At 67.1% G+C, this 26,299-nt stretch carries 22 protein-coding genes and 1 pseudogene; 17 read left to right on the top strand and 6 right to left on the bottom strand.

Translation table 11 applies throughout. The annotated features are described in order from the left end of the window. The first annotated feature begins 206 nt into the window (after positions 1-206). From RS901_RS30645 to RS901_RS30635, 3 genes are read left to right on the top strand one after another with little or no spacing between them, the layout of a single operon-like run. On the top strand, positions 207-1,556 hold the full coding sequence (locus RS901_RS30645) for a uracil-xanthine permease family protein (protein ID WP_316154265.1): 1,350 nt from the start codon (positions 207-209) through the stop codon (positions 1,554-1,556). 19 nt (positions 1,557-1,575) lie between these two features. After that, the gene (locus RS901_RS30640) at positions 1,576-3,024 is read left to right on the top strand and encodes an amidohydrolase family protein (RefSeq protein ID WP_316154264.1); all 1,449 of its coding nucleotides are present in this window, start codon (positions 1,576-1,578) and stop codon (positions 3,022-3,024) included. A gap of 2 nt (positions 3,025-3,026) precedes the next feature. Further along, complete coding sequence (locus tag RS901_RS30635; RefSeq protein ID WP_013952502.1) at positions 3,027-3,734, top strand: sulfite exporter TauE/SafE family protein; 708 nt, start codon at positions 3,027-3,029, stop codon at positions 3,732-3,734. A gap of 4 nt (positions 3,735-3,738) precedes the next feature. On the opposite strand, the gene RS901_RS30630 is transcribed toward RS901_RS30635, so the two are convergent. Further along, a complete protein-coding gene (locus RS901_RS30630) occupies positions 3,739-4,776 on the bottom strand; it encodes a LacI family DNA-binding transcriptional regulator (protein ID WP_316154263.1) in 1,038 nt (345 codons plus the stop codon). A 59-nt stretch (positions 4,777-4,835) separates the two neighbouring features. After that, a complete protein-coding gene (locus RS901_RS30625) occupies positions 4,836-5,771 on the bottom strand; it encodes a LysR family transcriptional regulator (RefSeq protein WP_316154262.1) in 936 nt (311 codons plus the stop codon). A gap of 155 nt (positions 5,772-5,926) precedes the next feature. Between RS901_RS30625 and RS901_RS30620 the strand changes: the two genes are divergently transcribed. From RS901_RS30620 to RS901_RS30605, 4 genes and pseudogenes are all read left to right on the top strand, one after another. Next, entirely contained in the window at positions 5,927-6,133 is a 207-nt protein-coding gene (locus RS901_RS30620; RefSeq protein ID WP_013952505.1) for a DUF3311 domain-containing protein, read from the top strand. A 13-nt stretch (positions 6,134-6,146) separates the two neighbouring features. Continuing rightward, positions 6,147-7,529, top strand: a complete 1,383-nt coding sequence (locus RS901_RS30615; RefSeq protein WP_316154259.1) for a sodium:solute symporter family protein — start codon at positions 6,147-6,149, stop codon at positions 7,527-7,529. 12 nt (positions 7,530-7,541) lie between these two features. Further along, a pseudogene (locus tag RS901_RS30610) lies at positions 7,542-9,204 on the top strand (amidohydrolase). Further along, positions 9,201-10,151 (top strand): GTP-binding protein, encoded by a 951-nt coding sequence (locus RS901_RS30605; RefSeq protein ID WP_316154258.1) that lies wholly within the window; start codon positions 9,201-9,203, stop codon positions 10,149-10,151. Before RS901_RS30610 ends, RS901_RS30605 begins: the two are co-directional and overlap by 4 nt. Positions 10,152-10,173: 22 nt before the next feature. Here RS901_RS30605 and RS901_RS30600 read toward each other — a convergent pair whose 3' ends face one another. Further along, a complete protein-coding gene (locus tag RS901_RS30600; RefSeq protein ID WP_316157328.1) occupies positions 10,174-11,085 on the bottom strand; it encodes a YihY/virulence factor BrkB family protein in 912 nt (303 codons plus the stop codon). 199 nt (positions 11,086-11,284) lie between these two features. Here RS901_RS30600 and RS901_RS30595 point away from each other — a divergent pair, with 199 nt between their 5' ends. Further along, positions 11,285-12,640, top strand: coding sequence for a serine hydrolase (locus RS901_RS30595; protein WP_316154257.1), 1,356 nt, complete (start codon positions 11,285-11,287; stop codon positions 12,638-12,640). Between the two features lie 162 nt (positions 12,641-12,802). After that, positions 12,803-13,915: a porin gene (locus RS901_RS30590; RefSeq protein ID WP_316154256.1), complete on the top strand. Its 1,113-nt coding sequence runs from the start codon at positions 12,803-12,805 to the stop codon at positions 13,913-13,915. Between the two features lie 248 nt (positions 13,916-14,163). Here RS901_RS30590 and RS901_RS30585 read toward each other — a convergent pair whose 3' ends face one another. Continuing rightward, positions 14,164-15,084, bottom strand: a complete 921-nt coding sequence (locus tag RS901_RS30585) for a LysR family transcriptional regulator (RefSeq protein ID WP_316154255.1) — start codon at positions 15,082-15,084, stop codon at positions 14,164-14,166. A gap of 152 nt (positions 15,085-15,236) precedes the next feature. On the opposite strand from RS901_RS30585, the gene gtdA reads away from it, so the two are divergent. From gtdA to RS901_RS30560, 5 genes are all read left to right on the top strand, one after another. Then, complete coding sequence (gene gtdA / locus RS901_RS30580) at positions 15,237-16,283, top strand: gentisate 1,2-dioxygenase (protein ID WP_316154254.1); 1,047 nt, start codon at positions 15,237-15,239, stop codon at positions 16,281-16,283. Positions 16,284-16,378: 95 nt separating this feature from the next. After that, positions 16,379-17,077 carry a fumarylacetoacetate hydrolase family protein gene (locus tag RS901_RS30575; RefSeq protein WP_316154253.1) on the top strand — a complete coding sequence of 233 codons (699 nt, stop codon included), beginning with the start codon at positions 16,379-16,381 and terminating at the stop codon, positions 17,075-17,077. A gap of 36 nt (positions 17,078-17,113) precedes the next feature. Then, complete coding sequence (maiA, locus tag RS901_RS30570) at positions 17,114-17,755, top strand: maleylacetoacetate isomerase (protein ID WP_316154252.1); 642 nt, start codon at positions 17,114-17,116, stop codon at positions 17,753-17,755. 27 nt (positions 17,756-17,782) lie between these two features. Next, positions 17,783-18,997 (top strand): 3-hydroxybenzoate 6-monooxygenase, encoded by a 1,215-nt coding sequence (locus RS901_RS30565; protein ID WP_316154251.1) that lies wholly within the window; start codon positions 17,783-17,785, stop codon positions 18,995-18,997. 109 nt (positions 18,998-19,106) lie between these two features. Then, the gene (locus RS901_RS30560; RefSeq protein ID WP_316154250.1) at positions 19,107-20,447 is read left to right on the top strand and encodes an aromatic acid/H+ symport family MFS transporter; all 1,341 of its coding nucleotides are present in this window, start codon (positions 19,107-19,109) and stop codon (positions 20,445-20,447) included. An 84-nt stretch (positions 20,448-20,531) separates the two neighbouring features. Here RS901_RS30560 and RS901_RS30555 read toward each other — a convergent pair whose 3' ends face one another. Then, a complete protein-coding gene (locus RS901_RS30555) occupies positions 20,532-21,140 on the bottom strand; it encodes a cysteine hydrolase family protein (protein ID WP_316154249.1) in 609 nt (202 codons plus the stop codon). A gap of 180 nt (positions 21,141-21,320) precedes the next feature. On the opposite strand from RS901_RS30555, the gene RS901_RS30550 reads away from it, so the two are divergent. Next, positions 21,321-22,289 carry a GlxA family transcriptional regulator gene (locus RS901_RS30550; RefSeq protein ID WP_316154248.1) on the top strand — a complete coding sequence of 323 codons (969 nt, stop codon included), beginning with the start codon at positions 21,321-21,323 and terminating at the stop codon, positions 22,287-22,289. A 91-nt stretch (positions 22,290-22,380) separates the two neighbouring features. After that, positions 22,381-22,800: a DUF1801 domain-containing protein gene (locus RS901_RS30545; protein WP_316154247.1), complete on the top strand. Its 420-nt coding sequence runs from the start codon at positions 22,381-22,383 to the stop codon at positions 22,798-22,800. Positions 22,801-22,866: 66 nt separating this feature from the next. On the opposite strand, the gene RS901_RS30540 is transcribed toward RS901_RS30545, so the two are convergent. Beyond that, positions 22,867-24,915, bottom strand: coding sequence for a TonB-dependent receptor (locus RS901_RS30540; RefSeq protein ID WP_316157327.1), 2,049 nt, complete (start codon positions 24,913-24,915; stop codon positions 22,867-22,869). A 377-nt stretch (positions 24,916-25,292) separates the two neighbouring features. Here RS901_RS30540 and RS901_RS30535 point away from each other — a divergent pair, with 377 nt between their 5' ends. Continuing rightward, complete coding sequence (locus RS901_RS30535) at positions 25,293-26,273, top strand: ABC transporter substrate-binding protein (protein ID WP_316154246.1); 981 nt, start codon at positions 25,293-25,295, stop codon at positions 26,271-26,273. Positions 26,274-26,299: the final 26 nt, after the last annotated feature.

The raw sequence follows: 26,299 nt of genomic DNA, 5'->3' as shown, positions 1-26,299 counted from the left end.
TAGCACTTATCGATTTTATCGATATAGGGGAAGACCACGGGCGCTCCGCCGAGAAACCGCTTGCATCGCGAATTCCGTTTCCCTATAGTTACCAAAACGTTTTTGTTGTCGGAAATCGATAATATCCGAGGCGAATTGCGCACAGACGCGGCAAGTGGCTTGCGGGCCACCGGCACAACGCCCACACACCAAACGAGGAGCAAAGCATGTCCCACCCCGCCCCCGCGCCGGTGGATGAACGGCTGCCATGGCGGCGCCTGTTTGTCTTCGGGCTTCAACACGTACTGGTCATGGCCGCGTCGCCGATCGCGTCCGTCTTCCTGATGAGCAAGGCGCTGAACTTCCCGCCCGCGCTGGCGGTGCAGCTGCTGAGCGCCACCTTCGTGATCTGCGGCCTCGGCACGCTGTTGCAGTCGCTGGGCAAGCGGGGCATCGGTGCCCGGCTGCCGTTCGTGATGCTGCCCGGCGGCGCCCCGATCGTGCTGTTTATCCTGATCGCGCAGCAGACCGACGTGCAGACCGCTGCCGGCGCGGTGATCCTGACCGGCGTCTTCTACTTCTGCGTGCTGCCGGTGTTCCGGCGCTGTCTGCGCTATTTCCCGCCGGTGGTGGTGGGGACCATGCTGCTGCTGGTGGCGATCAACCTGGCGCAGGTATCCGGCAAGCTGGTTGCCGGCCACCCGGCCGCGGGCAGCACGGTGGACCCGCTCAACCTGCTGCTGGCGTTCGCCACCATTGCCTGCACCGTGGCGGCATCGCGCCTGCTGTCGGGCATGCTGGCGCAGCTGGCGATCCTGCTCGGCCTGCTGGGCGGTGCGCTGGTGGCCGGGCTGGCCGGTGCGTTCCAGCCTGGTCATGTGTCGATGTCGCCGGTGTTCGCGTTGCCCACGCCGTTCCCGTTCGGGTGGCCGCATTTCGATGTGGTGGCCGCAATCCCGCTGATGGTGTTCGCCGTGATCTCGATGGTGGAGGCCACCGGCCAGACGCTGGCGATCAGCGACGCCGTGGGCCGGCCGGTTGACCAGCAGCGCGACGTGCCGCGCACCATCCGCGCCGATGCGCTGACTTCGCTGCTGGGCGGGATGTTCGGCACCTCGCTGATCATCACTAGCGGCGAGAACATCGGCATCGTGCGTGCCACCGGCGTGCGCTCGCGCTTTGTCACGGCGATGTCGGGCGCGATCCTGGTGGCGTTCGGGCTGCTGGTGCCGGTGTCGTCGCTGATCAGCGCGATCCCCGAGGCCGTGGTCGGCGGCACTGGGCTGGTGGTGTTCTGCATCGTCGGCACCATGGGCATCGACATGCTGCGCAAGGTGGACCTGCGCGACCACGCCAATATGTACGTGGTGGCCGTGGCGCTGGCCGTGGGCCTGCTGCCGATCCTGGTGCCCGGCATCTATGGCGGCCTGCCGGCCAATGTGCGCATCCTGGTGGGCAATGGCGTGGCCATGGGTGCCATGACCGCGGCGCTGCTCAACTTCCTGTTTTTCCATACGGGCCTGCGGGCCGCGGCAGCGGGCCCGGTCGCCCGCGACGATGCCGCCGCCACGCATTGACCCGGCTTCCTGAATTGCAATGACTGATCGTTCTGACTCGACGCCGGCCTGGCCCGGCGATACCAACCCGGCCCTGGTGCCGGACAGTTTCAAGCAGCCGCGCATCCTGCTGCCGGAATGGACCTTGCTGCGCCAGGGCGCGGTACGCGGCCACGCGGTGGTGGTGGAGGGTGGCCGCTTCACGGCAGTGGGCGCGGCCAGGGAAGTCGCTGCGCGCTTCCCCGAGCTGGAAACCCTGCCGCTGCCGCGCATGCTGTTGATGCCCGGCATGATCGACACGCATCACCACCTGACGCAGTCGTTCGGCAAGTCGCTGGTGTTCGGCGAGCCGTCGGAGATCTTCCGCCGCGTGTGGGTGCCGCTGGAGGGCAGCCTGAAGGCGGAGCACCTGTACCTGTCGTCCAAGCTGGCGGCGCTGGAAGCGCTGCGCGGCGGCTTCACCACCGTGGTCGATGCCGGCACGCGCAGCGACGCCGGGCTGGACGCGGTTGCGCGCGCCGTCACCGATGCCGGCGTGCGCTGCGTGCTGGGCCTGATCTGCAACGACAAGCCCGGCGCCGAAACACTCGACGCCGCGCCGATCCTGCGCCGCGCCGCCGCTCACCTGGACAAGTACGCCGGCGCTCCGCTGGTGGCCCCGTCGCTGGCGATCTCGATTCCCGAGGTGGCCTCTGACGCGATGCTGCACCACGTCTACCAGTTGTGCGCCGAGTCCGGCCGCATCTTCCAGACGCATGCCAACGAGCACCTGGTGGCGGTGGAGCGCTCGCTCAATGCCTGCGGACGACGTCCGATCGAACATCTCGCGGCAGTCGGCGCACTGGGCCCGGCGGCGCTGCTGGCGCATGCCACGCTGGTGACGCCACATGAGATCCGCTTGCTGGCCGACACCGGCACCGCGGTGGCCTACAACCCCGTGGCCAGCGCCTGGAAGGGCAATGCCGTGGCGCCGGCCGAAACCATGGCCACCTTCGGCGTGCGCCTGGGCCTGGGCACCGACGGCACCCGCAGCGACGGCTTCCGCCTGCTGGACTATGCCGAGGCCGCCCAGCGCTTCGCCTTCGGCATCGGCGTGGGCGATTCCTCCTGCGGCGCGGGCTGGCGCTGGGTCGACATGGCCACGCACGACGCCGCCGAGGTGGCGGGTCTCGGTGCGCTCACCGGCGAAATCGCCACTGGCAAGCGCGCCGACTTCCTGCTGGTCGACCTGGACGTGCCGGAGCTGACGCCATCCTGGGACCTGACCTGGGAACTGGTGCGACTGGCCAACCGCGACCAGATCCGCGCGGTCTTTGTCGATGGCAGCCTGCGCCTGTGGCAGGGCTGGCCCACGGACTGGGACGCACGCGCGCTGATGCGGGCGATCCACGCCATGGCCGGGGACACCGTCGCCAATGCCCCGATCCGCAAGCTGCACGACGCCGCGGACGTGCACCGCGCGCGCCAAGCCGGCACGGAGGCATCCTGACCATGGACATGACGTTGTTCAGCGTCGGCGTGGCGGTCTTTACCGGCGCGCTGGTCCAGGGTGCGACCGGCATGGGCTTCGCGCTGATCGTGGTGCCGGTGCTGGCGCTGGCCGCGCCGGCAATGCTGCCCGGCGCGCTGCTGCTGGCGATGCTGCCGCTCAACGCCTACGTGGCCTGGCGCGAACGCCATGCCATCGACCTGCGCGGCGCAGGGTGGATCAGCGCCGGGCGGCTGGCCGGCACCTTCGGCGGGCTGTGGGTGCTGGTGGCAATGCCGATGGCATGGCTCAACGCGCTGGTCGGCGGCAGCACCATTGCCGCAGCGGTGGTGTCATTGCTGGCGCCGGCCTTTACGCCGGGGCGGCTGACCTTTGCCTCGACCGGCCTGATCACCGGCGTGACCGAAACCGCAACCGGTGTCGGCGGCCCGCCGCTGGCGCTGGCCTACCAGCATGCGCCGGTCGCGACGCTGCGCGCCACCGTGGCGCTGTGCTTCCTGGTCGGTGAATCGATCTCGCTGGTGGTGCTGGCGTTGAGCGACCGGCTCGGCATGGAGCAGGTGCTCTATGCCATCGGTCTGCTGCCGGTGCTGATCGTCGGCATGGTGGCCAGCCACCTGGTGCACAAGCGCATCAACCAGCGCATGCTGCGCATCGGCGTGCTGGTGTTCGCGCTGGTTTCCGGTGCGGTGGTGCTGCTGCGCGGTTAGTGTCCTAGACGCCTGGCGTGGACGATGCCCGCACCACCAGTTCGGGCGCGGGCCCGGTGATCACGTTGCGGCTGCGGTCGCCGGACAGGTGCGCGAATAGCAGCTCCACCGCCAGCGATGCCACGCGCTCCAGATGCAGGTTGACCGCGGTGATCGGCGGCTGCGCGCTGCGGGCGCGGATGCCGTCGTAGCGCGTCACCACCAGCACATCGTCGGGCACGTGCTTGCCCAACCCTTGCAGGTGGGCCATGGCGCCCACCGCAAACGCATCCACCGGCGCGCACAGCGCATCGAGCGCCGGCATCTGCGCCAGCAATTGCGCGCAGGCCTCGGCGCCCGCGGCTTCGCCGTGTTCCTCGGCTGCCTTGACGATATGGCAGGGCAAGCCCAGCGCCTGCGTGAACTCGCGGTAAGCGCGTTCGGTTTCCACATACGACTGGCGCGGCGCCGCGCCGATCATCAGGCCGATATGCCGGCCCCCGTGCCCGTGCAGATGCGCCAGCAGCAGCCGGGCGGTTTCGGCCGATTGCAGGTCGACGCAAGGCACCGGCGTGTCGGTCAGCGGCTCGCGCCCGATCGACACGATGCTGACGCCGCGCTCACGCAGGCGCGCGATATGCGGGTCGCCCGCGATCGGCTCGATCACGATCGCGCCGTCAATGTCCAGCGTATCGAGCAGGCCCCCGGCGCCTTCCAGCGGCGGCACCAGCACCACGCCCAGGCCGCGCCCCATTGCCGCCTCGGCGGCAATCGCCGCCACCTCCATCATGAACCCGAGCCGCGATGTGCCGCCCGCCACCGCGAACGGCATCGACGACAACAGCGCGATGCAGTTGGCGCGGCCCGACTGCAGCCGCTGCGCGCGCACGCTGGGGCGGTAGCCCAGCTCGGCGGCAACGCGCTTGACGCGCGCACGGGTGGCCGGGTCCAGCACGCCGCGGTCGTTCAGCGCGTGCGACACCGTGGTCAGCGACACGCCGGCGGCGCGGGCGACGTCGTGGATGGTGATACGGCGAGGGCGGTCTGGCGTGGATTCGGTCATGCGGGACACGGGCGATGGTTCAGGGCGGAGCATACAACAGCGCGCGGCAAGGGGCAGGTTCAGCGGCGCGCGTTGGCACCGCCAGCTTCGGACGACAGCGCTTTCCAGTGTTCCCGCGTGAACCGATAGAGCACCTCCAGCGCTGGCGACAGCGAGCGCGCCGCCATGCGTGCAATGCCATAGCGGCCGCAGCGGCGCGGATCGGGCGGCATCGGCACTTCGGCCATCAGCCCCGCGGCGCGCTCCTGCCGCGTGATCGAGAGCACGCCGAACAGCAGCGTATCGCTGGCCAGCGTCACGCTGCGCAGCATGTCGAGGTTGTCGCAATGCAGGGTGAAGAGCTTGTCAGGCGCGGCGCCCGGCCCCCATAGCTCCGCCAGTTGCCGGCTGACGACGGTGCTGAGCGTGGTGGTTGCCACCGGGTAGGCGCGAATGGTCTCGATATCGATGCGGCGCTTGCGCAGGATCGGATGCCCGGCGCGGCATACCAGGCCTGCGGGTAGCTCGCCCAATGGCTCCACGTCGATGTCGTCGGCTGCGCGCAGCACATAGGCATCGCCGACGATGGCGTCGATGGTCTCGTTGCGCAGTGCCTCCAGCATGGCGCTGGTGGCGCCCGTCTCGGTGCGCACCTTGATGCGCGGGTGGGCCTGCGCCATGTGGATCAGGAACGGCGTCAGCAGCAGCGCCGCCGGCGCGGGCGCCACCCCGATCGTCAGCGAGCCTTCCTCGCCGCCGCGCAGCAGGTCCAGGTCGCGCCGCAACTGGCGTTCTTCCAGCCGCATGCGGCGCGCGCGGTCGGCCACCAGTTCGCCAAACACCGTCAGGCGCGCGCGCCGCGCGCCGCGGTCAAAGAGTGGCGCCTTGAGCTCGTCTTCCAGCGCGCGGATGCTGCGGCTCAGCGCCGGCTGGGTCAGGTGTATGGCACGGGCCGCTTCGGAGAACGTGCCGTGCTCGACCACGGCGAGCAGGTGCAGAAGTTTCTGTGTGTCCATGCGGAAAACCATGCGCGTTGGTTATGGGATCGGTTAAACATTTGCATTTGAATCATACCTCCGCCCTCCCTATGATGACCGGAACACAAGAGCGGGCCGGTGACAGCACACACGGCGCCCGCCATCCACCGTCCATCGGAAACCGGAGAGACATCATGCTCAAGCTGTTGATTGGCCTTGGCCTGCCGTATATCGGCGTCATCGGGATGCTGCCCTGGGTGGCGACTGTCGAGCGCTTCGTGCTCGGCGTGCCCTTCATCTACGCCTGGATCTTTGCGTGGTTCGTGCTGACCTCCGGCTGCATGCTGGCGTGCTGGCTGCTGTTCGACCGCCACGCCGCCGACGCGGCGCATGAAGCCTGAAGGGGAGACCACCATGACCACAGCGGTATTCCTCGGCTTTATCGTCTTCTCGCTCTATCTCGCCATCCGCTCAAAGAAGGGCCACGGCGCGCAGAGCGTGCATGACTTCTTCGTGGCGTCGCGGCAGTTCGGCGCCTACCTGGTGTTCTTCCTGGCCGCGGGCGAGATCTACAGCATCGGCACGATGGTGGGATTTCCCGGTGGCATCTATGCCAAGGGGCCGACCTACGGGGTCTGGTTCCTCGGCTACATCCTGCTGGCGTATCCGCTCGGCTATTTTCTCGGGCCCAAGATCTGGCAGGCCGGCGCGCGCTATAACGCGATCACGCTGCCGGACCTGTTCAAGGGCCACTACGGCAGCCGTGCGCTGGAGCTGATCGTGGCGGGCTCGGCGATCCTGTTCCTGCTGCCCTGGGGCCAGCTGCAGTTCACCGGGCTGGTGGCGGCGCTCAAGGGGCTGGGCTGGGAGTTTGAGCCGGTGTACCTGGTGATGATCTCGGCGGCGCTGGCCTTTACCTACATTGCCATCTCCGGCGTTCGCGCATCGGCCTATATCGCCATCCTCAAGGACATCCTGATGGTGGTGGCGATCGTCGCCACCGGCGTTGCGGTGGGCTGGAAGGCGGGCGTGGGCGACGTGTTCCATGCCGCCAGCATGCAGGTCAGCAACCAGATGAATGACACCCAGCTACGCTTCTCGATGAGCACCATGCTGTTCCAGGCGCTGGGCTTCTACGTGATGCCGTTCGCGGTGCAGAACTTCTTCACGGCCAAGAGCGCCAACACCATCCGGCGCACGCAGGTGGCGATGCCGCTGTACATGCTGATGTATCCGTTCCTGGTGCTGGCGTCGTACTACGCGATCAGCCAGAACCTGCAGCTCGCCTCCCCCAATGAGGCCTTCTTCGCGGCCGCGGTGCGCTTGTTGCCGGACTGGCTGCTCGGACTGGTGACCGCCGGCGCGGCGCTGTCGGGGCTGCTGGTGCTGGCCGGCATCTGCCTGGCGATCGGCCCCATCGTCACGCGCAACCTGCTGCCGGGAATGCCCGAGGCGCGCCAGAAGCAGGGCGCCAAGGTGGTGATCGTGATCTACCTGGTGCTGTCCATCGCCATGACGCTGGCCACGCCCAACCTGATGCTGACGCTGATCAACACCACCTACTATGGCGTGACGCAGTTCTTCCCTGGCGTGCTGGTGATCCTGTTCTCGCTGAAGGTGCGGCCGCTGGCGATTGCGCTCGGCATCGTCACCGGCCAGGCACTGGCGATCGCGCTGTATGTGCAGCAGGTCGATTTCGGCGGCATCAACCTCGGGCTGATCAGCCTGGGCGTCAACCTGGTGGTCACCGCGCTGGTGAACTACGCGCCCCGCCTGGCCCGCGTGCAGGCGGCGTGAATGAACGGACTCATGCAATCGATGACACAAGACGACACGGCGCGCACGCAGGTATTCGTGGCGCGCAAGATCCTCACGATGGAAGCCGGCCAGCCCGAGGCGACCCATGTCGCGGTGCGCGACGGCCAGATCCTTGCCGTGGGCGGCGCGGCCGAGATGGCCGCCTGGCCGGATGCGGTGCAGGTCGACACCTTCCGCGACAAGGTGCTGATGCCCGGGTTGGTGGAAGGCCATTGCCACCTGATGGAAGGCGCGATGTGGGATGCGGTCTACGTCGGCTACTTTGACCGCCGTGATCCGGACGGCAAGCTGTGGCGCGGCCTGCGCACGCTGGAGCAGGTGATCGATCGCCTCGCGGGCGCGGCCAGCCAGATGCATGACCTGGATACGCCGCTGCTGGCCTGGGGCTTCGACCCGATCTATTTCGGCGCCAGCCGGCTGTCGGTGCGCGAGCTGGATCGCGTCTCGGCCACGCGGCCCATCGTGGTGATGCATGCCAGCGTGCATCTGATGAACGTCAATTCCGCGATGCTGGCGCGGGCCGGCATCGACGAGGACACCGATATCGACGGCGTGCACAAGGACGCGCGGGGCTTGCCCACCGGCGAGCTGCAGGAATTTGCGGCGATGTTCCCGGTGCAGCGTGTGCTTGGCAGCGGCCTGTCACTGGCGGCGGCCGAGAATGCCGACGCGGTGCGCCGCTTCGGCCGCGTGGCGCAACTGGCGGGCGTGACCACGGCGACTGACCTGGTCAACGACCTGTCGCCCAAGGGGCTGGAGACGCTGCAGGCGGTCACTGCCGACCCCGGCTTCCCGCTGCGCATCGTCCCGGCGTTCTCGCCGCAGCGCAATGCGCAGGGCGGGCCGGCCCGCGTGCAGGCAGCCGCGGCGGCCGGCACCAGCAAGCTGCACTTCGGCCCGGTCAAGTTCATCGTCGACGGTTCGATCCAGGGTTTTACCGCGCGCCTGCGCGCCGGGGTATGCCGGCGGCCAGGCCAATGGCTTGTGGCTGATCCCGCCCGGGCAACTGCTCGACGCCTTCACGCCATTCCACCTGGCCGGCTTGCCGCTGCATATCCACACCAATGGCGATGAGGCGACCGAGGTGGTGCTGGACGTGCTTGAAGCCATGCTGTCACGCCATCCGCGCGCGGACCATCGCCATACGCTGCAGCACTGCCAGCTGGCGGACGAGGCACAGCTGGCGCGCGCGGCGCGGCTGGGCCTGTGCATCAACTTCTTTTCCAACCACCTGTACTACTGGGGCGATGCGCATGCCGGCCAGACCGTGGGACCGGCGCGCGCCGCGCGCATGAACCCGGCGGGCACGGCGCGACGGCTGGGGATTCCGTTCGCGATTCATTCCGATGCGCCGATCACGCCGCTGGACCCGCTCTTCACGGCGTGGTGCGCGGTGCAGCGCCAGACCGCTTCCGGCAGCGTGCTGGGCGAAGCGGAGCGCCTGCCGGTCGCCGGCGCGCTGTATGCCATCACCATGGGTGCGGCCTATACGCTGAAGCTCGATCACCGCATCGGCAGCATCGCGCCTGGCAAGCTGGCGGACTTCGCCGTGCTGGAAGATGACCCGACCACGGTGGCTCCCGAGTGCCTGAAGGATGTGCGCGTCTGGGGCACGGTGCTGGGCGGGCGCGTGTTCCCGGCGCCGGCCCAATGAACACGCGGCCTCCGGTCCCGCTGGTGGTGGTCGGCGGCTACCTTGGCGCCGGCAAGACCACCTTGCTCAACCGCCTGCTGGCCAACGCGCACGGGCGCCGCATCGCGGTGCTGGTCAACGACTTCGGCGAGATCAATATCGATGCCGCGCTGATCCGCACGCGCAGCGACGACGTGATCCAGCTGGAGAACGGCTGTATCTGCTGCTCGATCGGCGGGCGGCTGGCCGAGGCGCTGGTGGCCATCGCAGCAAGGGAGCAGCGGCCCGACCTGCTGGTGATCGAGGCCAGCGGTGTCTCGGACCCGCAGCGCATTGCGCAGGTCGGCTTGCTGGATCGGGCCTTTGCGCTCAATGCCGTGGTGGTGGCTGTGGATGTGATCGAGGTCGCCAACAGCCTGCACGATCCGCTGGTGGGCGACATGGTGCGGCAGCAGATCGCGGGGGCCTCGGTGGTGGTGCTGACCAAGGCAGACCTTGCCGATGCGGATGCGCTGGCAATGGCTGCTGCCACGGTCGACGCCATCGCGCCGCGTGCCGCGGTGCTGACCGCATGCGAGGGCGAGGTTCCGTTGTCGGTCTTTGTCGACGCCGCTCTGCCGGAACCACATGGCGAAGCCGTGCTGCAGGCGGGCGGGCACTGGCGGCGAGCCGTCGGCACCGTGCACGCCGGCATCCGCAGCATTTCATACCAGACCGGCCGCGACTTCGACAAGACGCGGCTGCGGCAGGCGCTGAAGACGCCGCCGGTGCGCCTGCTGCGCGCGAAGGGTATGGTCAGGCTGGCAGCCGATCCGCGCCTGCATGAACTGCATGTGGTCGCGGGCCGCATGCGGCTGAGTCCGATGGCGCAAGGCGATGGGGCGGGGTCTGCACTGGTCTTTATCGGCGCCTTCGGTGCGGAGGAGGAGAGGCGTATTCGCGCCTGCCTCGATCTGGCGCTCGCCTGAGCGGGTGCGTGAACGGCGCCGCTCACGTGTGGAATTCTTCCGGCTCCGCGTGCGCTGGCCTGCCTTCCCATCCGCCACGCTCGAACTCCGCGATCACCTGCGCCCCCAGCAGCAGCAAGGTCGCCGCAATCTCCAGGCTCAGCAGCACCACGATCGCCGTGGTCAGCGAGCCATAGACCCGGCTCACTTGCGACAACGTGGTGAAGTACCACGCCAGCACATGGCGGGAGACTTCCCACAGCACGGCCGCGATCAACGCGCCGCTCAGCGCATGCCGCAGCGACAGCCTGCCAACCGGCATCACCATGTAGATCGAAGTCAGCATCAGTACCTCGCCAATGAAGCCGAGCAGGTAGAGCAGGCCGGTCGAGAGCCGGTCCAGCGACCAGTCGCGGCCCAGCACTTCCACATGCCGTTCGCCGATGGCCAGCAGGCCGCCTGACACCACCGTGACCAGCAGCAGGCCCACGCTCAGTACCGCGATGTAGCAGTAGGGCAATAGCGCCGAGACCAGGAAATGCCGGCGCCGGATCGCCACGCGGTGCTCGAAGATAACCGACATGGCGTTCTCCAGCACGGTGAAGGCGAGCGAACTGAAGAACAGCATGGTGCCGAGCAGCACCCAGCCGATCGTGCCACGGTTGCGCAGGAAGGCGGCAAGCTCGGTGATCAGGGCCCTGGACTGCCCCGGCACCACCCACTCCAGGTAGCGCGCGAGCGTGGACAACAGCAGGTCTGGTCCGATCACGTGCGACAGTGCAATGATCATCAGGATCAGCAGCGGCACGATCGACAGCAGCGCGTAGTAGGCCACCGCGCCGGCCAGCAGCAGGCCCTGGTTGGCGCGGAACTGCCTGAGCGTGTGCCAGGCAAAGCGCCCCGGATGGCGGAGCAGGTCGCGGACGCGGGCGTCGGGAAGCTGCATGGCAGACATCGGAGAGGAGGGTTTCGCCATTATGCGGCTTCGGTGCCTGACATTCCACCGGGTTATGGCTCCATTCCGAATGCATCATTGTGTTCAGGATCCGCGTCCTCCAAGATGGCGCCCGCGGCCTGCACCATGCGGGCTTGCACCTCATGCATACAAGGCGGCGCACCGTGCGTGCAACCGCCAGGACAGGAATGGAGACAGCATGCAAGCGCAAACAGTGTCGTGCAGAACAGGATTCGGATGCAGTCGGGTGTGGTTGGCCGTGGCGTTGCTGGTGGCGCCGATGAGCGTTTCGCTGGCGCAGGGCACCGGCCAGCCTTTGGCCGTTGCCGAGGACGAGGTCATGCAGGGCTTTCCGCCGCCGCCCGACAAGCAAGTCAGCCGCGGCAGCGGGCTGCGTCCGCCGTATATGCGCTGGGCGTTCCGGCATGCGCGCGAGATGTCGCCAACGGCGGGCATCCGGCATGCCAGCCAGCCGCTGGCCCTGGCTGGCCAGCCCGGTACGGAACTGGACGGCTCCACGTTTGCCGTGGCGGGCAATACTGTCCGACTGGCCGACTACCTGCGCGACACCCATACCGACGGCTTTATCGTGCTGCACCAGGGCAAGGTCGTCTACGAGCGCTACCTCGCGGGCTTTGGTCCTTACCAGCCGCATATCTGGGCCTCGATGACCAAGTCCGTCACCGGGCTGCTGGCCGCCATGCTGGTCGAAGAGGGCAAGCTCGATCCGCAGGCCCGGCTGGCGCAGTATGTGCCGGAACTGGCCGGCAATCCGTTCGGCGAGGCCACGGTACAGCAGAACCTGGATATGGAGGTGCCGGTGGGCTATCCGGAGGGGCTGCCGCCGGACCTGGGACTGTTCGGGGCGGTGGGGATCGTGCCGCGCAAGGCGGATGCGCCGGACACCATCTATGACTTCCTCAAGGTCGTCCACGCCACCGGCGGGCGCGACCAAGGCGGCGTCTGGTACTACCAGAACGGCTCGCCGGAAGCGGTGGCATGGGCGCTGCGGCGCATCACCGGCAAGAGCTGGGCACAGCTGGTGACTGAGCGGCTGTGGTCCCGCTTTGCCGACGATGATGCCTACACCCAGGTGGACCGCCAGGGCACGGAAATGGCCAGCGGCGGCATGAATTCCACGCTGCGCGACGCCGCCCGCTTTGCCGAGGCGGTGCGCCGGGCGGCGGCGGGCGACGCCTCGGGCGGGATCTCGCCGGCGGCGGTGCGCATTGCGCTGCAGCCGGCCGGCAACCAGGCCCGCTTTGCGCGCGGCAACACCATGCCGGGCCGCGACGGCTATGGCTACCGCAACTACTGGTTCCAGCGCAATGACGGCGACGGCAGCATCGAGGCCGGCGGGCGCTTCGGACAGAAGATCTATATCAACCCGGCCAAGGGGCTGACGGTGGTGAAGTTCTCCGCCAGCCCGGACGGCGCCGCGCGTGCGACCAGCGCGGCCGGGGTGCGCAAGCGCGACGATCCGGCCCGGGCGCTGGAATCCGCCGAGGCCATGGTGGCCGCGGCGCTCGCGATCCAGCGCGCGGTCAGCCGCTGACCCACGCCGGCAGGGGCCGGCAGATTCTCCCGATCTACCTCTCACGCACGCAGCCAGGGCGTGCGCAGGACAGCTGCGCGCCTGCGGCCGCGCAGTCCGCAATCCAGCCATCGGCACCTCCGCCGTGGCGATGACCAACCACAACGCAAGAGAATGGAGACAATGAAAATCAGGCTTGAGAAGCTGATGCTGCCGGCAGCGCTGGGCATGCTGGCCGGCACGGCGCAGGCGAACGTGACGCTGTATGGCGTGGCCGATGCCAACATCGAATACGTCAATCACCTGTCGACGATGCTGCCGACGCAGCCGGGCTTTCCCGGCCCGGGACACAGCCGCGTGGCGCTGGGCTCTGGCGGCTTGTCCGGCTCACGCTGGGGGCTGCGCGGTACCGAGGACCTGGGCGGCAGCCTCAAGGCCGTGTTTGTGCTGGAGAGCGGCTTCGGCATCGACGATGGCCGGCAGACGCAATCCGGCCGGCTGTTCGGTCGCCAGGCCTTTGTCGGCCTGCTGAGCGAGCGCGCCGGCCGGCTGACCTTCGGGCGCCAGTACACATCGATCTTCGATGCCTTCTCGAACTTCTCGCCAAATGGTTATTCGACGCAGTACGAGCCGATCGCGGCCCAGCTTGGCCTGGACTTCCGCTCGGACAATAACGTGAAGTACACGGGCACGTTCGGCGGGGTTACCGCCATCGGCAACTATTCGTTCGGCAACGGCGTATTCGGCGCTGGCGAGGTCGCCGGGCAATCGCGCCGTGATACGGGCTATGGCGCCGGCCTCAACTACTTTGCCGGCGGTTTCGGAGCGGCGCTCGCGTTCAACCGCTACAACCCGACGTTGGGGGCTGGCGCCGCCGTCGGCAATTTCCGCAAGGCCGGGGCGGCGGTCAGCTATCGCGCAGGCCCGGTCAAGCTGATGGGCGGCTATCGCTGGGGACTCAACAAGTCGGCCAACGGCACGACCATCGTGCGCGACGATTACTACTGGGCTGGCATCAACTACCGCGCCACCTCCAGTCTGGACCTGACGCTCGCGTACTACTACGACGACGTCAAGGCGCTTGCCGGGAGCAACGTGAAGAACCCCTGGCAGGTGAGCTTCATCGCCGACTACAACCTGTCAAAGCGTACCGATGTCTATCTGACGACGGCCTATGTCCAGCATGCCGGCATCAACTTCGATACCTCGGCGGTGAGCTTTGCCAACGGGTATTTCCTCGGCAGCGGGCATCGCAGCATGACGGCCGTGGCGGTGGGGATGCGGCATCGATTCTGAGCAGCACCTAGTCCACTGAATCACTGAAATTGGTCGGTGCCTGCCATGTCATGCGGGCGCATCGCGTCGTTGCAAATGCTCGCAATAGCCGTGCTATTGCTGCGCTTTGCCCTTGCAGGGCGCACATGCGCTTGCAAGCGCATGTCGCTACGCAGGCGGATTGCAATGCAATCCGAAACCCCTGCTTCGCCCTAGCGCTGCATCCCGCATGACATGTCCTTCACCTCCCATTTCAATGATTCAGCGGACTAGTCCTGCGGTGCCCCCGCCGCCCGCCGCAGGCAATCCAGCATGGCCATGACCGCCGCGCGCGACTGCGCGTCGTCACGCCAGTACATCGACACCGAGCCGAACCCCGCCAGCCGCAGCGGCACGATGCGCAGCGCGCCGAGCTCTTCCAGCCGGCGCGCGGTGCGGTGCGAGGCCAGGCCGATCATGTCGCTGTTGTTGAGTAGCGTGAGATTCAGCACGGTGGAATTGCTCTCCACGCAATCGGCCGGCAGGGCACGCTCGGCGCTGGCCAGCGCGCCTTCCAGCGCGTTGCGGATGGGCGTGCCGCGCGGCCACACCACCCAGCGGTAGCGATACAGGTCGTCCCAGCCGATGCCTGCGCCCTGCAGCAGCGGATGGCGGGGCCGGGCGACGAAGTGGATCGGCTCCATGTAGAGCGATTCGGTGCGCATGTGCGCGTCCTGCAGTTCGGGCGCGGAGCGGCCCACCACGATATCCAACTCGCTGTGTGCCAGCTGGCTCATCAGCCGGTCCATGGTCGTTTCCACCAGCCGCACGCTGGCGCGGGGCATCTGCTGCAGCAAATGCAGCGCTGCCAGCGGCACGGTATCCGCCGACGACGCGCCTGACGTACCCACCACCACAATCCCGCTGCCGCCGTCGCGCATGGCCTGCAGGTCGTCGCGCGCGGTATCCAGCTGGGCCTCGATCCGGCGTGCGTGCTCGATCAGCGACTCGCCGTAGGGCGTGGGCCGCAGCCCGCGCGCCTGGCGCTCGAACAGTGGCAGGCCGATATCGTCCTCCAGGTCCTTCAGCCATTTGGAAAGGCCCGGCTGGGTCGTGTTCAGCATGGCTGCCGACTGGCTCATATTGCCGGTCTCGGCCAGGCTCAGCAGCATCTGCAGGTTGCGCAGCCGCAATCTCTGGGTCCAGTCCATGGGGCTACCTATATAAAAAATCGTATCGATAAGATGAAAAGTTCATTTCAAATCTTATAGGGCGGCGCGTATAACGACAACAAGACGGTGCGAGCGATGACACGCACCCACAAAAGCGCTCCCAAAGCCCTGCATAAAGTTACGGAGACAGCATGTCCGAACACACCCCAGACCCGGCCCGCGTGGCCTATTACGAAGAAATCGGCCGCAGCAACATGACCCCGTTGTGGGAGTCGCTGCACGCGCTGGTGCCGCCGCAACCGCGGCCGCAGATCGTTCCCGCCATCTGGAAGTACGCGCAGATTCGCCCGCTGGTGATGCAGGCCGGCGGCGTCATCAGCGCCGAGGAAGCCGTGCGCCGCGTGCTGGTGCTGGAGAACCCGGGGATCCCGGGCAAGTCGAGCATCACCTCCACGCTATACGCCGGCCTGCAGCTGATCCTGCCGGGCGAGATCGCCCCCAGCCACCGGCATACCCAGTCGGCGCTGCGTTTTATCGTCGAAGGCAAGGGCGCCTGGACCGCGGTCAACGGCGAGCGCACCACCATGCACCCCGGCGACTTCATCATCACGCCGTCGTGGACCTGGCATGACCATGGCAACCCTGCCGTCGAGGACGGCGGCGAGCCGGTGGTGTGGCTGGACGGGCTGGATATCCCGCTGGTGCAGCAGTTCGATGCCGGCTTTGCCGAGAACTACCCGGAAGCCCAGCAGCCCGTGACCCGCGTCGAGGGCGACAGCTTTGCCCGCTTCGGGCACAACATGGTGCCGGTGCGGCACCGCGTGACCGATCCCACTTCACCGATTTTCAGCTACCCGTACGAGCGCTCGCGCGAGGCGCTGGACCAGCTCTACCGCAACGGCGAGCTCGATGCCTGGGACGGCGTCAAGCTGCGCTATATCAACCCGGCCACCGGCGGCTGGCCTATGCCGACCATCGCCACCTTCATGCAGTACCTGCCGGCGGGCTTCCAGGGCAAGACCTACCGCAGCACCGACGCCACCATCTACAGCGTGGTGGAAGGGCGCGGCACGGTGCGCATCGGCGACGACCAGTTCCAGTTCGAGCCGCGCGACATCTTCGTGGCCCCGTCGTGGGCGCCGGTGCAGCTGGGCGCGCTGGAAGACGCGGTGCTGTTCAGCTATTCCGACCGGCCCGTGCTGTCCGCGATGAACCTGCTGCGCGAAGCGCGCACCTGAGCATCCCGCAGCCCTGATCCGACCTGCCCCGGGCGGTGCCAGCGCGCACCGCCGGAGGCTCCCGCTTACCTGACGACTTCCGGAAACTTCGAACCATGTCCTACGTCTTCACGCCTCCCGCCACCGTTTCCATCCCCGTTGCCGGCAGCGACGACCAGTTCGCCGTGCGCCGCGTCTACTGCGTGGGCCGCAACTACGCCGCCCATGCCCGCGAGATGGGCTTCGATCCCGACCGCGAGCCGCCGTTCTTCTTCTGCAAGCCGGCTGACGCGATCGTCCCGGTGCAGGCCGGCACCACGCTGGACCTGCCGTATCCGGCGCAGACGCAGAACTACCACTACGAGGCCGAGCTGGTGGCCGTGATCGGCAAGGCTGGTTCGGATATCCCCGTCGAACAGGCACTCGAACACGTGTGGGGCTACGCCGTCGGCCTCGACATGACCCGCCGCGACCTGCAGATGAAGATGCGCGAGATGGGCCGCCCCTGGGAAATCGGCAAGGCCTTCGACGCCTCGGCGCCGGTGGCGCCGATCCACCGCGCCAGCGAGATCGGCCACCCGCAACAGGCCGGCATCTGGCTGACCGTCAACGGTGAAACGAAGCAGCGCAGCGACGTGTCGCACCTGATCTGGTCGGTCGCCGAGACGGTGGCTTACCTGTCGCAGTTCTTCCGGCTGGAACCGGGCGATGTGATCTTCACCGGCACGCCGGAAGGCGTGGGCGCGGTCAAGGCCGGCGAGACCATGGTCACGGGCGTGGATGGCCTCGGCGAGCTGACCGTGCGCGTGATCTGACCCCCCGTGAATCGCAGCACACAGGCATTACCGATCATGCAGCTCTATAGCTTCTTCAACAGCTCGACGTCCTACCGGGTGCGCATCGCGCTGGCCCTCAAGGGCCTGCCGTACGACTACCTGCCGGTCAATATCCGCACCGGCCAGCAGCGCGCGCCGGAGTATGTCGAGAGCATCAACCCGTCCGCGACCGTGCCCGCGCTGGTGGATGGCAGTTTTACGCTCGGGCAGTCGTTCGCGATCATCGACTACCTGGACGCGCTCCATCCGGAGCCGCGACTGCTCCCGCAAGACCCGGTGCAGCGCGCGCGGGTGCTGGAACTGGCCACGCTGATCGGTTGCGACATCCACCCGGTCAACAACCTGCGCGTGCTGCGCTACCTGCAGGATGTGCTGAAGGTCTCGCCCGAGCAGAAGGACGCCTGGTACCGCCACTGGATCGATGAAGGGATGGCCGGCGTGGAGCGCCTGCTGGTGCTGCACGGGCATGGCAGGTGGTGCTTCGGCGATGCGCCAACGCTCGCTGACGTCACGCTGGTGCCGCAAGTCGCCAACGCCCTGCGCATGGGCTGCGACCTGAGCCGGTACGAGCGCGCGATGGCGGTCTACGCCCACGCCAGCGCCCATCCCGCCTTTGCCCAGGCGGCGCCCGGGCGCCAGCCCGACCACATCGCCTGACGCATCGCGCAGGCCAGGAGACAAGACATGAGCAGTACCAACAACGCGACCGGCAAGGTCCTCATCATCGGCGGCGGCATCGGCGGCCTGGCCGCGGCGCTGGCGCTGGCACGCCAGGGCATCCGCATCGAACTGCTGGAGCAGGCCGAGCAGATCGGCGAGATCGGCGCGGGCATCCAGCTGGCCGCCAACGCCTTTGCCGCGCTCGACGCGCTCGGCGTGGGCGAGGCCGCGCGCAGCCGCGCGGTCTTTACCGACTACCTCAGCCTGCGCGATGCGATCGATACCAGCGAGATTGCCCGGGTCGACGTGGGCCAGGCCTACCGCGAGCGCTTCGGCAACCCGTATGCGGTGATCCATCGCGCCGATATCCACCTGTCGATCCTGGAGGCGGTGCAGAACCATCCGCTGATCACCTTCCGCACCAGCACGCGCGTGGAACAGCTGCTGCAGGACGACAAGGGCGTGACCGTGATCGACCAGCACGGCGAGCACCACCGTGGCGACGCGGTGATCGGCTGCGACGGCGTCAAGTCCGCCATCCGCCAGGCACTGATCGGCGATGAGCCCCGCGTCACCGGCCATGTGGTCTACCGCGCCGTGGTCGACGTCGCCAATATGCCGCAGGACCTCCAGGTCAATGCACCCGTGGTGTGGGCCGGCCCGCATTGCCACCTGGTCCACTACCCGCTGCGCGGGGGGCAGCAGTACAACCTGGTGGTGACCTTCCACAGCCGCGAACAGGAAACCTGGGGCGTGCGCGACGGCAGCAAGGCAGAAGTGCTGTCGTATTTCGAAGGCATCCACCCGCTGCCGCACCAGATGCTGGACCGCCCGACCTCGTGGAAGCGCTGGGCCACCGCCGACCGCGACCCCGTGGAGCAATGGAGCTTCGGTCGCGCCACCATCCTCGGCGATGCCGCGCACCCGATGACGCAGTACGTCGCGCAGGGCGCGTGCCAGGCACTGGAAGATGCCGTCACGCTGGGCGAGGCGGTGAAGGTGGCGGACGGAGATTTTGAAGCGGCATTCAAGCTTTACGAGCAGGCCCGCATCCCGCGCACCGCCCGCGTGCTGTACGCCGCGCGCGACATGGGCCGGGTGTACCACGCCAAGGGCGTGGACCGGCTGGTGCGCAACAGCCTGTGGACTGGCCGCACGCAGGCGCAGTTCTACGATGCGCTGCAGTGGCTGCATGGCTGGCGTGCCGACAAGTGCCTGAGCCCCACGCCGTGGCTGTAAGCCGCTGACGCAACCTTTCTTCGCAGTCAATCCAAAACGACCTGGCGGCCGCCTATAAGGCCGCCGGGCGTGACTCGCCCCTAATCCTGGCATCAAGGAGGAGACCACCATGCCTGCCAGCCAACCCCTGAACGTCACCGCGTTCATCGACCGCCAGCCGCTTTCAGCGTTCCAGGTGAGCATCGTCGTGCTTTGCTTCCTGATCGTTGCGGTCGATGGTTTCGATACCGCGGCGATCGGCTTCATCGCACCAGCCATCCGCGCGGAATGGCAGTTGACGCCGGCCCAGCTGGCGCCGCTGTTCGGCGCCGGGCTCGGCGGCCTGATGGTCGGCGCCTTTCTCTTCGGCCCGCTGGCCGACCGCTTCGGCCGCAAGGGCGTGCTGGTGCTGTCGGTGCTGTTCTTCGGTGCCGCCAGCCTGGCCTCGGCCTGGTCGCATGACCTGTGGACGCTGGTGCTGCTGCGCTTCCTGACTGGCCTGGGCCTGGGCGGGGCCATGCCCAACGCCATCACGCTGACCTCGGAGTTCTGTCCGGAAAAGCGGCGCTCGTTCCTGGTCACGACCATGTTTTGCGGCTTCACGCTGGGCTCGGCTTTTGGCGGCCTTGCTTCCGCCGGGCTGATCGACGCCTTTGGCTGGCGCTCGGTGCTGGTGGCCGGCGGGGTCATGCCGCTGGTGCTGGCGGCGCTGCTGCAGTGGCTGCTGCCGGAATCGGTGCGCTACCTTGTGCTGGCCGGCAAGCAGCGCGAACGCATCGTCGCCACGCTGCAGAAGATCGCGCCGCAAGCCGACCTGCGCGACGCCACCTTCGTGGTCGGCGAACAGCGCAGCACCAGCTCGCCCGTGCGACACCTGTTCCGGCCCGAGCTGCTGCGGGGCACGCTGCTGTTCTGGCTGACGTTCTTCATGAGCCTGCTGGTGATCTACCTGCTGTCCAGCTGGCTGCCGACGCTGCTGCGAACGACCGGCCATTCGCTGCGCACGGCCGCGCTGGTGACAACGATGTTCCAGGTCGGCGGGACGATAGGGGCGATTGCGCTGGGTTGGCTGATGGACCGGATCAATCCGCACTATGTGCTGGCATCCAGCTATGCGCTGGCCGCGCTTGGCATTGCGGCCGTGGGCAGCGTTGCTTCCGAGCCGATGGCTGCTGGCATGGCGGTGTTCCTTGCGGGCTTCTGCATCTCAGGGTCGCAGGTGGGTGCGAATGCGCTGTCTGCCAGCTTCTATCCGACGGACTGCCGTGCCACAGGCGTGAGCTGGGCCAACGGCGTGGGCCGGATGGGCTCGGTGGTGGGGTCGGTCGGCGGGGCGACCATGTTGTCGATGGGCCTGGGCATGCCGGCGTTGTTTGCGTTGATTGGCGTGCCGGCGCTGATCGCAGGGTTGTCGATGTTCTCGTTGGGGATGGTCAGGCGCCAGAGGACGGTGGAGCGCCTGGCAGTCTGAAGGCGGGCGGCGGGAGCCACTGACTGAGGGGGAGGTGCATGGCCTGACGTTCTCCCCCTCGGCACCACGGCGGTCGGCGATCGATCAGGTGATCGGCAGTTTCAACACCTGCTCGGTCGTCAGGATATCGCCGAAGGTGTCGTCGATGGTGGCAAGCGCGGCCCGGTGCAGGTCCCGGTGCGGCACCACGCCGCCGGCAGTATCCAGATCGCGCGTTGCGCAGGCATCCTCCGCCACGATCACGCCGTATCCGAGCGGCACCGCATCGCGCGCCGCGCCCGACACGCAGGCATGGGTCATCAGGCCCGTGATGATCAGGGTCTTGATGCCGGCGGCCTTGAGACGCTGGTCCAGGTCGGTCGTCGGGAACACGCTGACCGAGGTCTTCTGCAATACGGTGTGATGCGCGGCCGGCTGCAGGTCGCTGTGGAATGCCACGCTGGCGCTCTGTTCCGCAAAGATGGGGCTGCCCGCGGGCGTCACATGCTGGATGTGGAAAACAGGAATCCTGGCCGCATCCGCATGAGCGATCAGGCGTTGCGCATTGCCCAGGGCGCGCGCGCCGTCCGGAATCGGCATCTTTGCGCTGAAGTACTCATTCTGGAAATCGATCACCAGCAAGGCGCTGCTGGCGGCTTCGATCGCGGTGGGGGCCGGTGCGCCGGCCATGGTGCGAATCGTCGGGTGGTTCATTATGGTCCTCGTCATGGAGAAGAAGAGGGCGGCGCCGCTGGCGAGGAGGCCACCCCAATCACCGCAACCGCGGCATGGGATGTAGTTTCCAACGCCCGCTGGAACCCCGAAAGTGGCCCGTTGGACAACATCCGATAGAATTGGGCCAACCTCAATCCCTGTCCCTGCTGCGAGAATGCAATGCATACCGTCGCGGTGATCGCCTTCGAAGGCATCAGCCCCTTCCACCTGTCCGTGCCCTGTATCGTGTTTGGCGACGATCTTGCCCGGCTGGGCGTGCCGCGCTACCGGCTGATCATCTGCGGCGAGAAGACCGGGCTGATTCCAACCATGTCCGGTTTCAGGATCGAGGTCGAGCACGACCTTTCGGTGCTGGCCGAGGCGGATACGGTCATCATGCCGGCCTGGCGCGACCCGGCGGAGCGCCCGCCCCAGGCCCTGGTGGAAGCGCTGCAAACCGCCAGCGTGCGGGGCGCGCGGATTGCCGGCCTTTGCCTGGGCACGTTCGTGGTCGCCGAGGCGGGTTTGCTGGACGGGCGCACGGCGGCCACGCACTGGGCCTGGGCCGATGACTTTGCGAACCGGTATCCGAAGGTCCGGCTCGATCGCAACTCCCTGTACATCGACGATGGCGACATCCTGACCTCGGCCGGGACGGCGGCCGCCCTGGATTGCTGCCTGCACCTGCTGCGCCGCGACCATGGCGCGGACGTCGCCAACCGGGTGGCCCGCCGCATGGTTGTTGCCCCGCACCGGCATGGCGGCCAGGCCCAGTACATCGAACAGCCGCTGCCCCGGATGGACGGCGCGGACAAGCTCAGCACGACCCCGGACTGGGCCATCGAGAACCTGGACCAGGCGCTGGCACTGGACACGCTGGCGGAGAAGGCCGGGATGAGCCGGCGCAACTTCACCAGGCGCTTCAAGGCGAAGACTGGCACAACGGTGACGCAGTGGGTGCTGAACCACAGGCTCACGGCGGCGCAGCGCCTGCTGGAGACGACGGACAAGGGGGTCGACCTCATCGCCGAGCTGGTAGGGTTTGGATCCGCCGTTTCGTTCCGGCAGCACTTCAGCCAGGCCTTCGCCGTTTCTCCGTCTGCCTACCGCAAGCAGCTTGGCGGTGCGGACGCAGGCTGTCAGCGTTGACCTTGCTCGTGGTTCATAGGCGATAATGTCGTCGCTACATTACCATTGCGGTCGCATGAGAACCGGGGCCAATTCAAGGAATGGAGAGCCAATGAATCCATCGGAACGCATTGACGAGCTGATCGCAGGACTCACCGACTGGCGTGGCAAGACGTTGGCCAGCCTCCGCAAGACCATCCTTGAAGCCGACGGCGAGATCATCGAGGAATGGAAATGGATGGGGAGCCCGGTGTGGTCGCGTGACGGCATGATCGCGGTCGCCAACGCGCACAAGGAGAAGGTGAAGATCACCTTCACCAATGGGGCCAGCCTCCCGGATCCTGACAAGCTCTTCAACGCCGGCCTCGGCGGCAACAAGTGGCGTGCGATCGATCTTTTCGAGGGCGACAAGATCGACACGCGTGCCCTGAAGAATCTCATCCGTGCCGCCGTTGATTTCAATCAGAGCAAATTGAAGAAGAAGGCGACTGTGGGGACCCGAGCGAAAGTGCAAAAAAGCAAGGAGGCGTGAAGCTCCGGCTTTCCCTGGCTATTAACCTCGCTGACCTGGAAGTTCCGGGTCAGACCGATGCCATAGCTAAAAGCTCCACAAAACACCCACGCGGAAGGTTCTCGGTTCAGCCGGATGGATGTGATGGTCATTGATGCCGGCCGGCGTGCCGTCGGCGTTCAAGGGGGATGTCTCTCCCTTCAGCAACGAAGCATAGTAGTAGTCAATATCGTTCGCCCGCTTGCCGAAGACGTTGAGCACTTCGGCGAAGACGCGAACATCCTTCAGCAAGCGATAGCCCACCTTAAGGTTGACCAGGAACGCAGAGGCCGATCGTACGCTGTTGTCTTCCACCAGCGGACGTGGACCAAAATAGCGGCCGCGCACCCCCATCGACCACCGTCCCCGGTTCAGGGAGACGCCCATCGATGCCGTGGTCTGGATGGATTCCGGGATGTAGTCGCCAGCGTCTTCATGGTCTCGATACCGGGCCCGCGAGAATGCAGCGTCCGCATCCAGAATCAGGCCGGCGAGCGGGCCCGCTGGCGGGGCATAGTAGGCCGCCAGCTCCACGCCGCGCCGGCGGCTCGGCCGGCTCGGTTCCGTCGTGCCGCTATCGCCCGAGAATACGAGCTCAGAGCCGATGTCGAGCTGCCACAACGAGGCCGATAACTGCAGGCCGGGGGTGAGGCGCCTGGTACGGACACCTGCCTCGTATCCCGTCGCTGGCACCAGCACGCTGACCCGCCGGGCCGGCTCGCCGGTAGACGGATCGATCGTGGTCGTGGCGCCGCGCACGTCGTTACTGTGATAGCCGCGGCCCCAGTTCAGGAAGGCTTCGGTCTGGTCCGCCGGCGACATCACGATGCTGAACTTGGGGCTCAGGATCTGATCGGTGCCGTTGCCGCTATTGGCCGGGTTGTCGCTCGACACGCCATACCAGAACTGATCCGCGCGGAGGCCCGCCACGGTTCGCAACCAGGGCAGCCACTCGGTCGTGTTGCGGACGTAGAGCGCAGCGCTGCTCTCGTTGACGGTATCGGTGCGCACGGTCTCATAGATCTGCCGGGCTTCCGAGTTGGCAAGCGTGATCGGGTCCAGGCGGTCAAAGCGGACCTGCGCGCCGATCTCGGTCTCCGACTCGTGGTGCCCAAGCTTGCCAAACCAGAGCCGCGACGCATTGACGCCCGCCGTCACGCGGTTCTCGAACTGCTGGAACTGGTCGCCGCGTTCCGGGTTGTTCAGTGCGTAGGTGAAGTTGGAGAACAGCTGCAGCCGGCTCTTGATGACGTAGGCGTTGGCCTTGAACAATCCGGACTGAACCGGCCGCAACCAGTCCGCGGACAGGCTGTAGCGCGACGCGTAGCCGCCGTCTGTCGGGTCGATATAGCCGAAGCCGGAAATCAATCCCTCGCTGATGGCGCGTTGGGGCACCTGGTCCGTGGAGGTCCAGCTATTGCGATATGCCATCGCGGTCACGCCAACCCACTCGCCACTGCCAAGCGGCATGGTGTAGCGAAGCACCCCGTTGAGCTTGTGCACGCCTTCGGGAAGCACCCAGGGGCCGTTTTCCGCCATCCATTCAAGGCCATATAACGCAGTGCCAGGGCCGATCTGATGCGAGTTCGCCAGCACCGCGCGACGGTAGTCGTGCTGACCGAGCTCGAGTTGGGCGATGCCGGCCGGCAACTGCGACACGTAGTCCATGCTCACCGCACCGGCCGCCGAGAAGTCTCCTTCTTCGGCAAAGTAGGTGCCCTTCTTGTAGGCGATGCCGCTGACCAGCTCGGGAATGACGAAATTGAGATCGGTGTAGCCCTGGCCGTGCGCATTCGTGCGCATGTTGACCGGCATGCCAGCTACTGTCGTGGACAGGTCAGTGCCGTGGTCCAGGTTGAAGCCGCGCAGGAAGTACTGGTTCGCCTTGCCGTCGCCGCTGTGCTGGGTGACGATCAACCCCGGCACGGTCTCCAGCAGCTCGCCAGGGCGCAGCAGCGGCCGGTTCTGAAGCTGCTCGCGCGTGACAAGTCCCTGATTTGCTGCGACCGCAGTGTCGGCGGTGGTGCCTTCCATTGTGGTCGAGCGGACGGTAATGGTCGGCAATTCCTGCGGCACATGCTGGAGACCCCCGGCCATGCTCGAGAAGGGAGTGCCAAGGCAGGTCGCCGCAAGAAGGCCATAGGATGTAGTGGCTCGGCGCTTCCTGGGCGCGCGGCGGGATGAAGGTTGCTGGCGCATGATTGTTCTATGAAATGGTATGAAGATTTACGCAAGCTTCATACCAACTGCCAGGCAGGGTCTCCGGGCAGGAACTGAACGTTACCATGAGGCCCCCTTCTAACTACGACAGAACAATCTGGCTATCCGGCCAGGACGCGCGAGCTTAGGCCTTGTGCCTGAACTTCGCGATGCCGCAGCCGGCTGGGCCGTGCATATGGAATGCCGGATTTATTCGTTGGTATTCGCGTGCCACGCGCGTACGTTCGTGGGTTCTCAAACTCCCCGCGAATGCCATGACCGCTTCCCGACGACAGTTCCTGCGCCAGGGCGCCGCCGCCACGGCCGCGCTCGCCTCCGGCCCCATCCTTTCCTTCACCACGTTCGCCGCCGGCAATGCGCAAGCGCAGGGGCGCCCGGTCCTGAAAGCCGGCGACCAGAAGGGCGGCCTGCGCGCGCTGCTCGAGTCCGCCAACGCGCTCGAGGGCCTGGGCTACGACATTCAATGGACCGAGTTCCCTGCCGCGGCACCGCTTGCCGAGGCGCTGAACGCGGGTGCGGTCGACAGCGGCCCGATCGGCGATGCCCCGGCGATCTTCGCGCTGGCGGCCGGCACGCGGATCAAGCTGATCGGCGCCAACCGCTCTGACCCCTACGGCACGGCAATCCTGGTGCGGCCCGACTCGCCGCTGCGGCAGGCCGCCGACCTGAAAGGCAAGAGCATCGGCACGAACCGTGGCTCGATCGGGCACCTGGTGACGCTCAAGGCGCTGGAATCCGCGGGGCTGAAGCCGGAGGACGCCAACCTCCGCTTCCTGCCGCCGGCGGATGCCAAGCTCGCGTTGAGCAGCGGCTCGGTGGATGCGTGGGCGACCTGGGAACCCTATACCGCGATGGCGGAAACCAGCGGCCACGCGCGCGTGCTGGTCAGCGGACGCGGGCTGTGGTCCGGCCTCAGCTATCTGGCGGCCACCGATGCCGCGCTGGCGACCAAGCGCGTGGTGCTGCAAGACTTCCTGCGCCGGGTGGTGCGTGCGCAGCAATGGTCCTACCAGCATGTACCGGAGTTCTCGGCGACGCTCGCCCGCATCATCGGGATCCCGCCGCAGGCGGCACGGCTGCAGTTTGAGCGGCGGCACACGCAATGGCGGAGCATTGATGCCGAACTGGTCGCCGAGCAGCAGCGCACGGCGGATTTCTACCAGAAAGCGGGCTTGCTCAGGCAACGGCTCGACGTGCGGCAGACCTTCGACTCCGGGTTCTCCCTTACCGCCTGACTGCCGCGGGCGGCGTCAGGCCGTGC

Origin of the sequence: Cupriavidus sp. BIC8F, from assembly GCF_032465815.1 — a bacterium.
GTDB lineage: Bacteria > Pseudomonadota > Gammaproteobacteria > Burkholderiales > Burkholderiaceae > Cupriavidus > Cupriavidus necator.
Note: the sequence above shows the minus strand (reverse complement) of the source record. Positions and strands in the feature narration are given on the sequence as shown.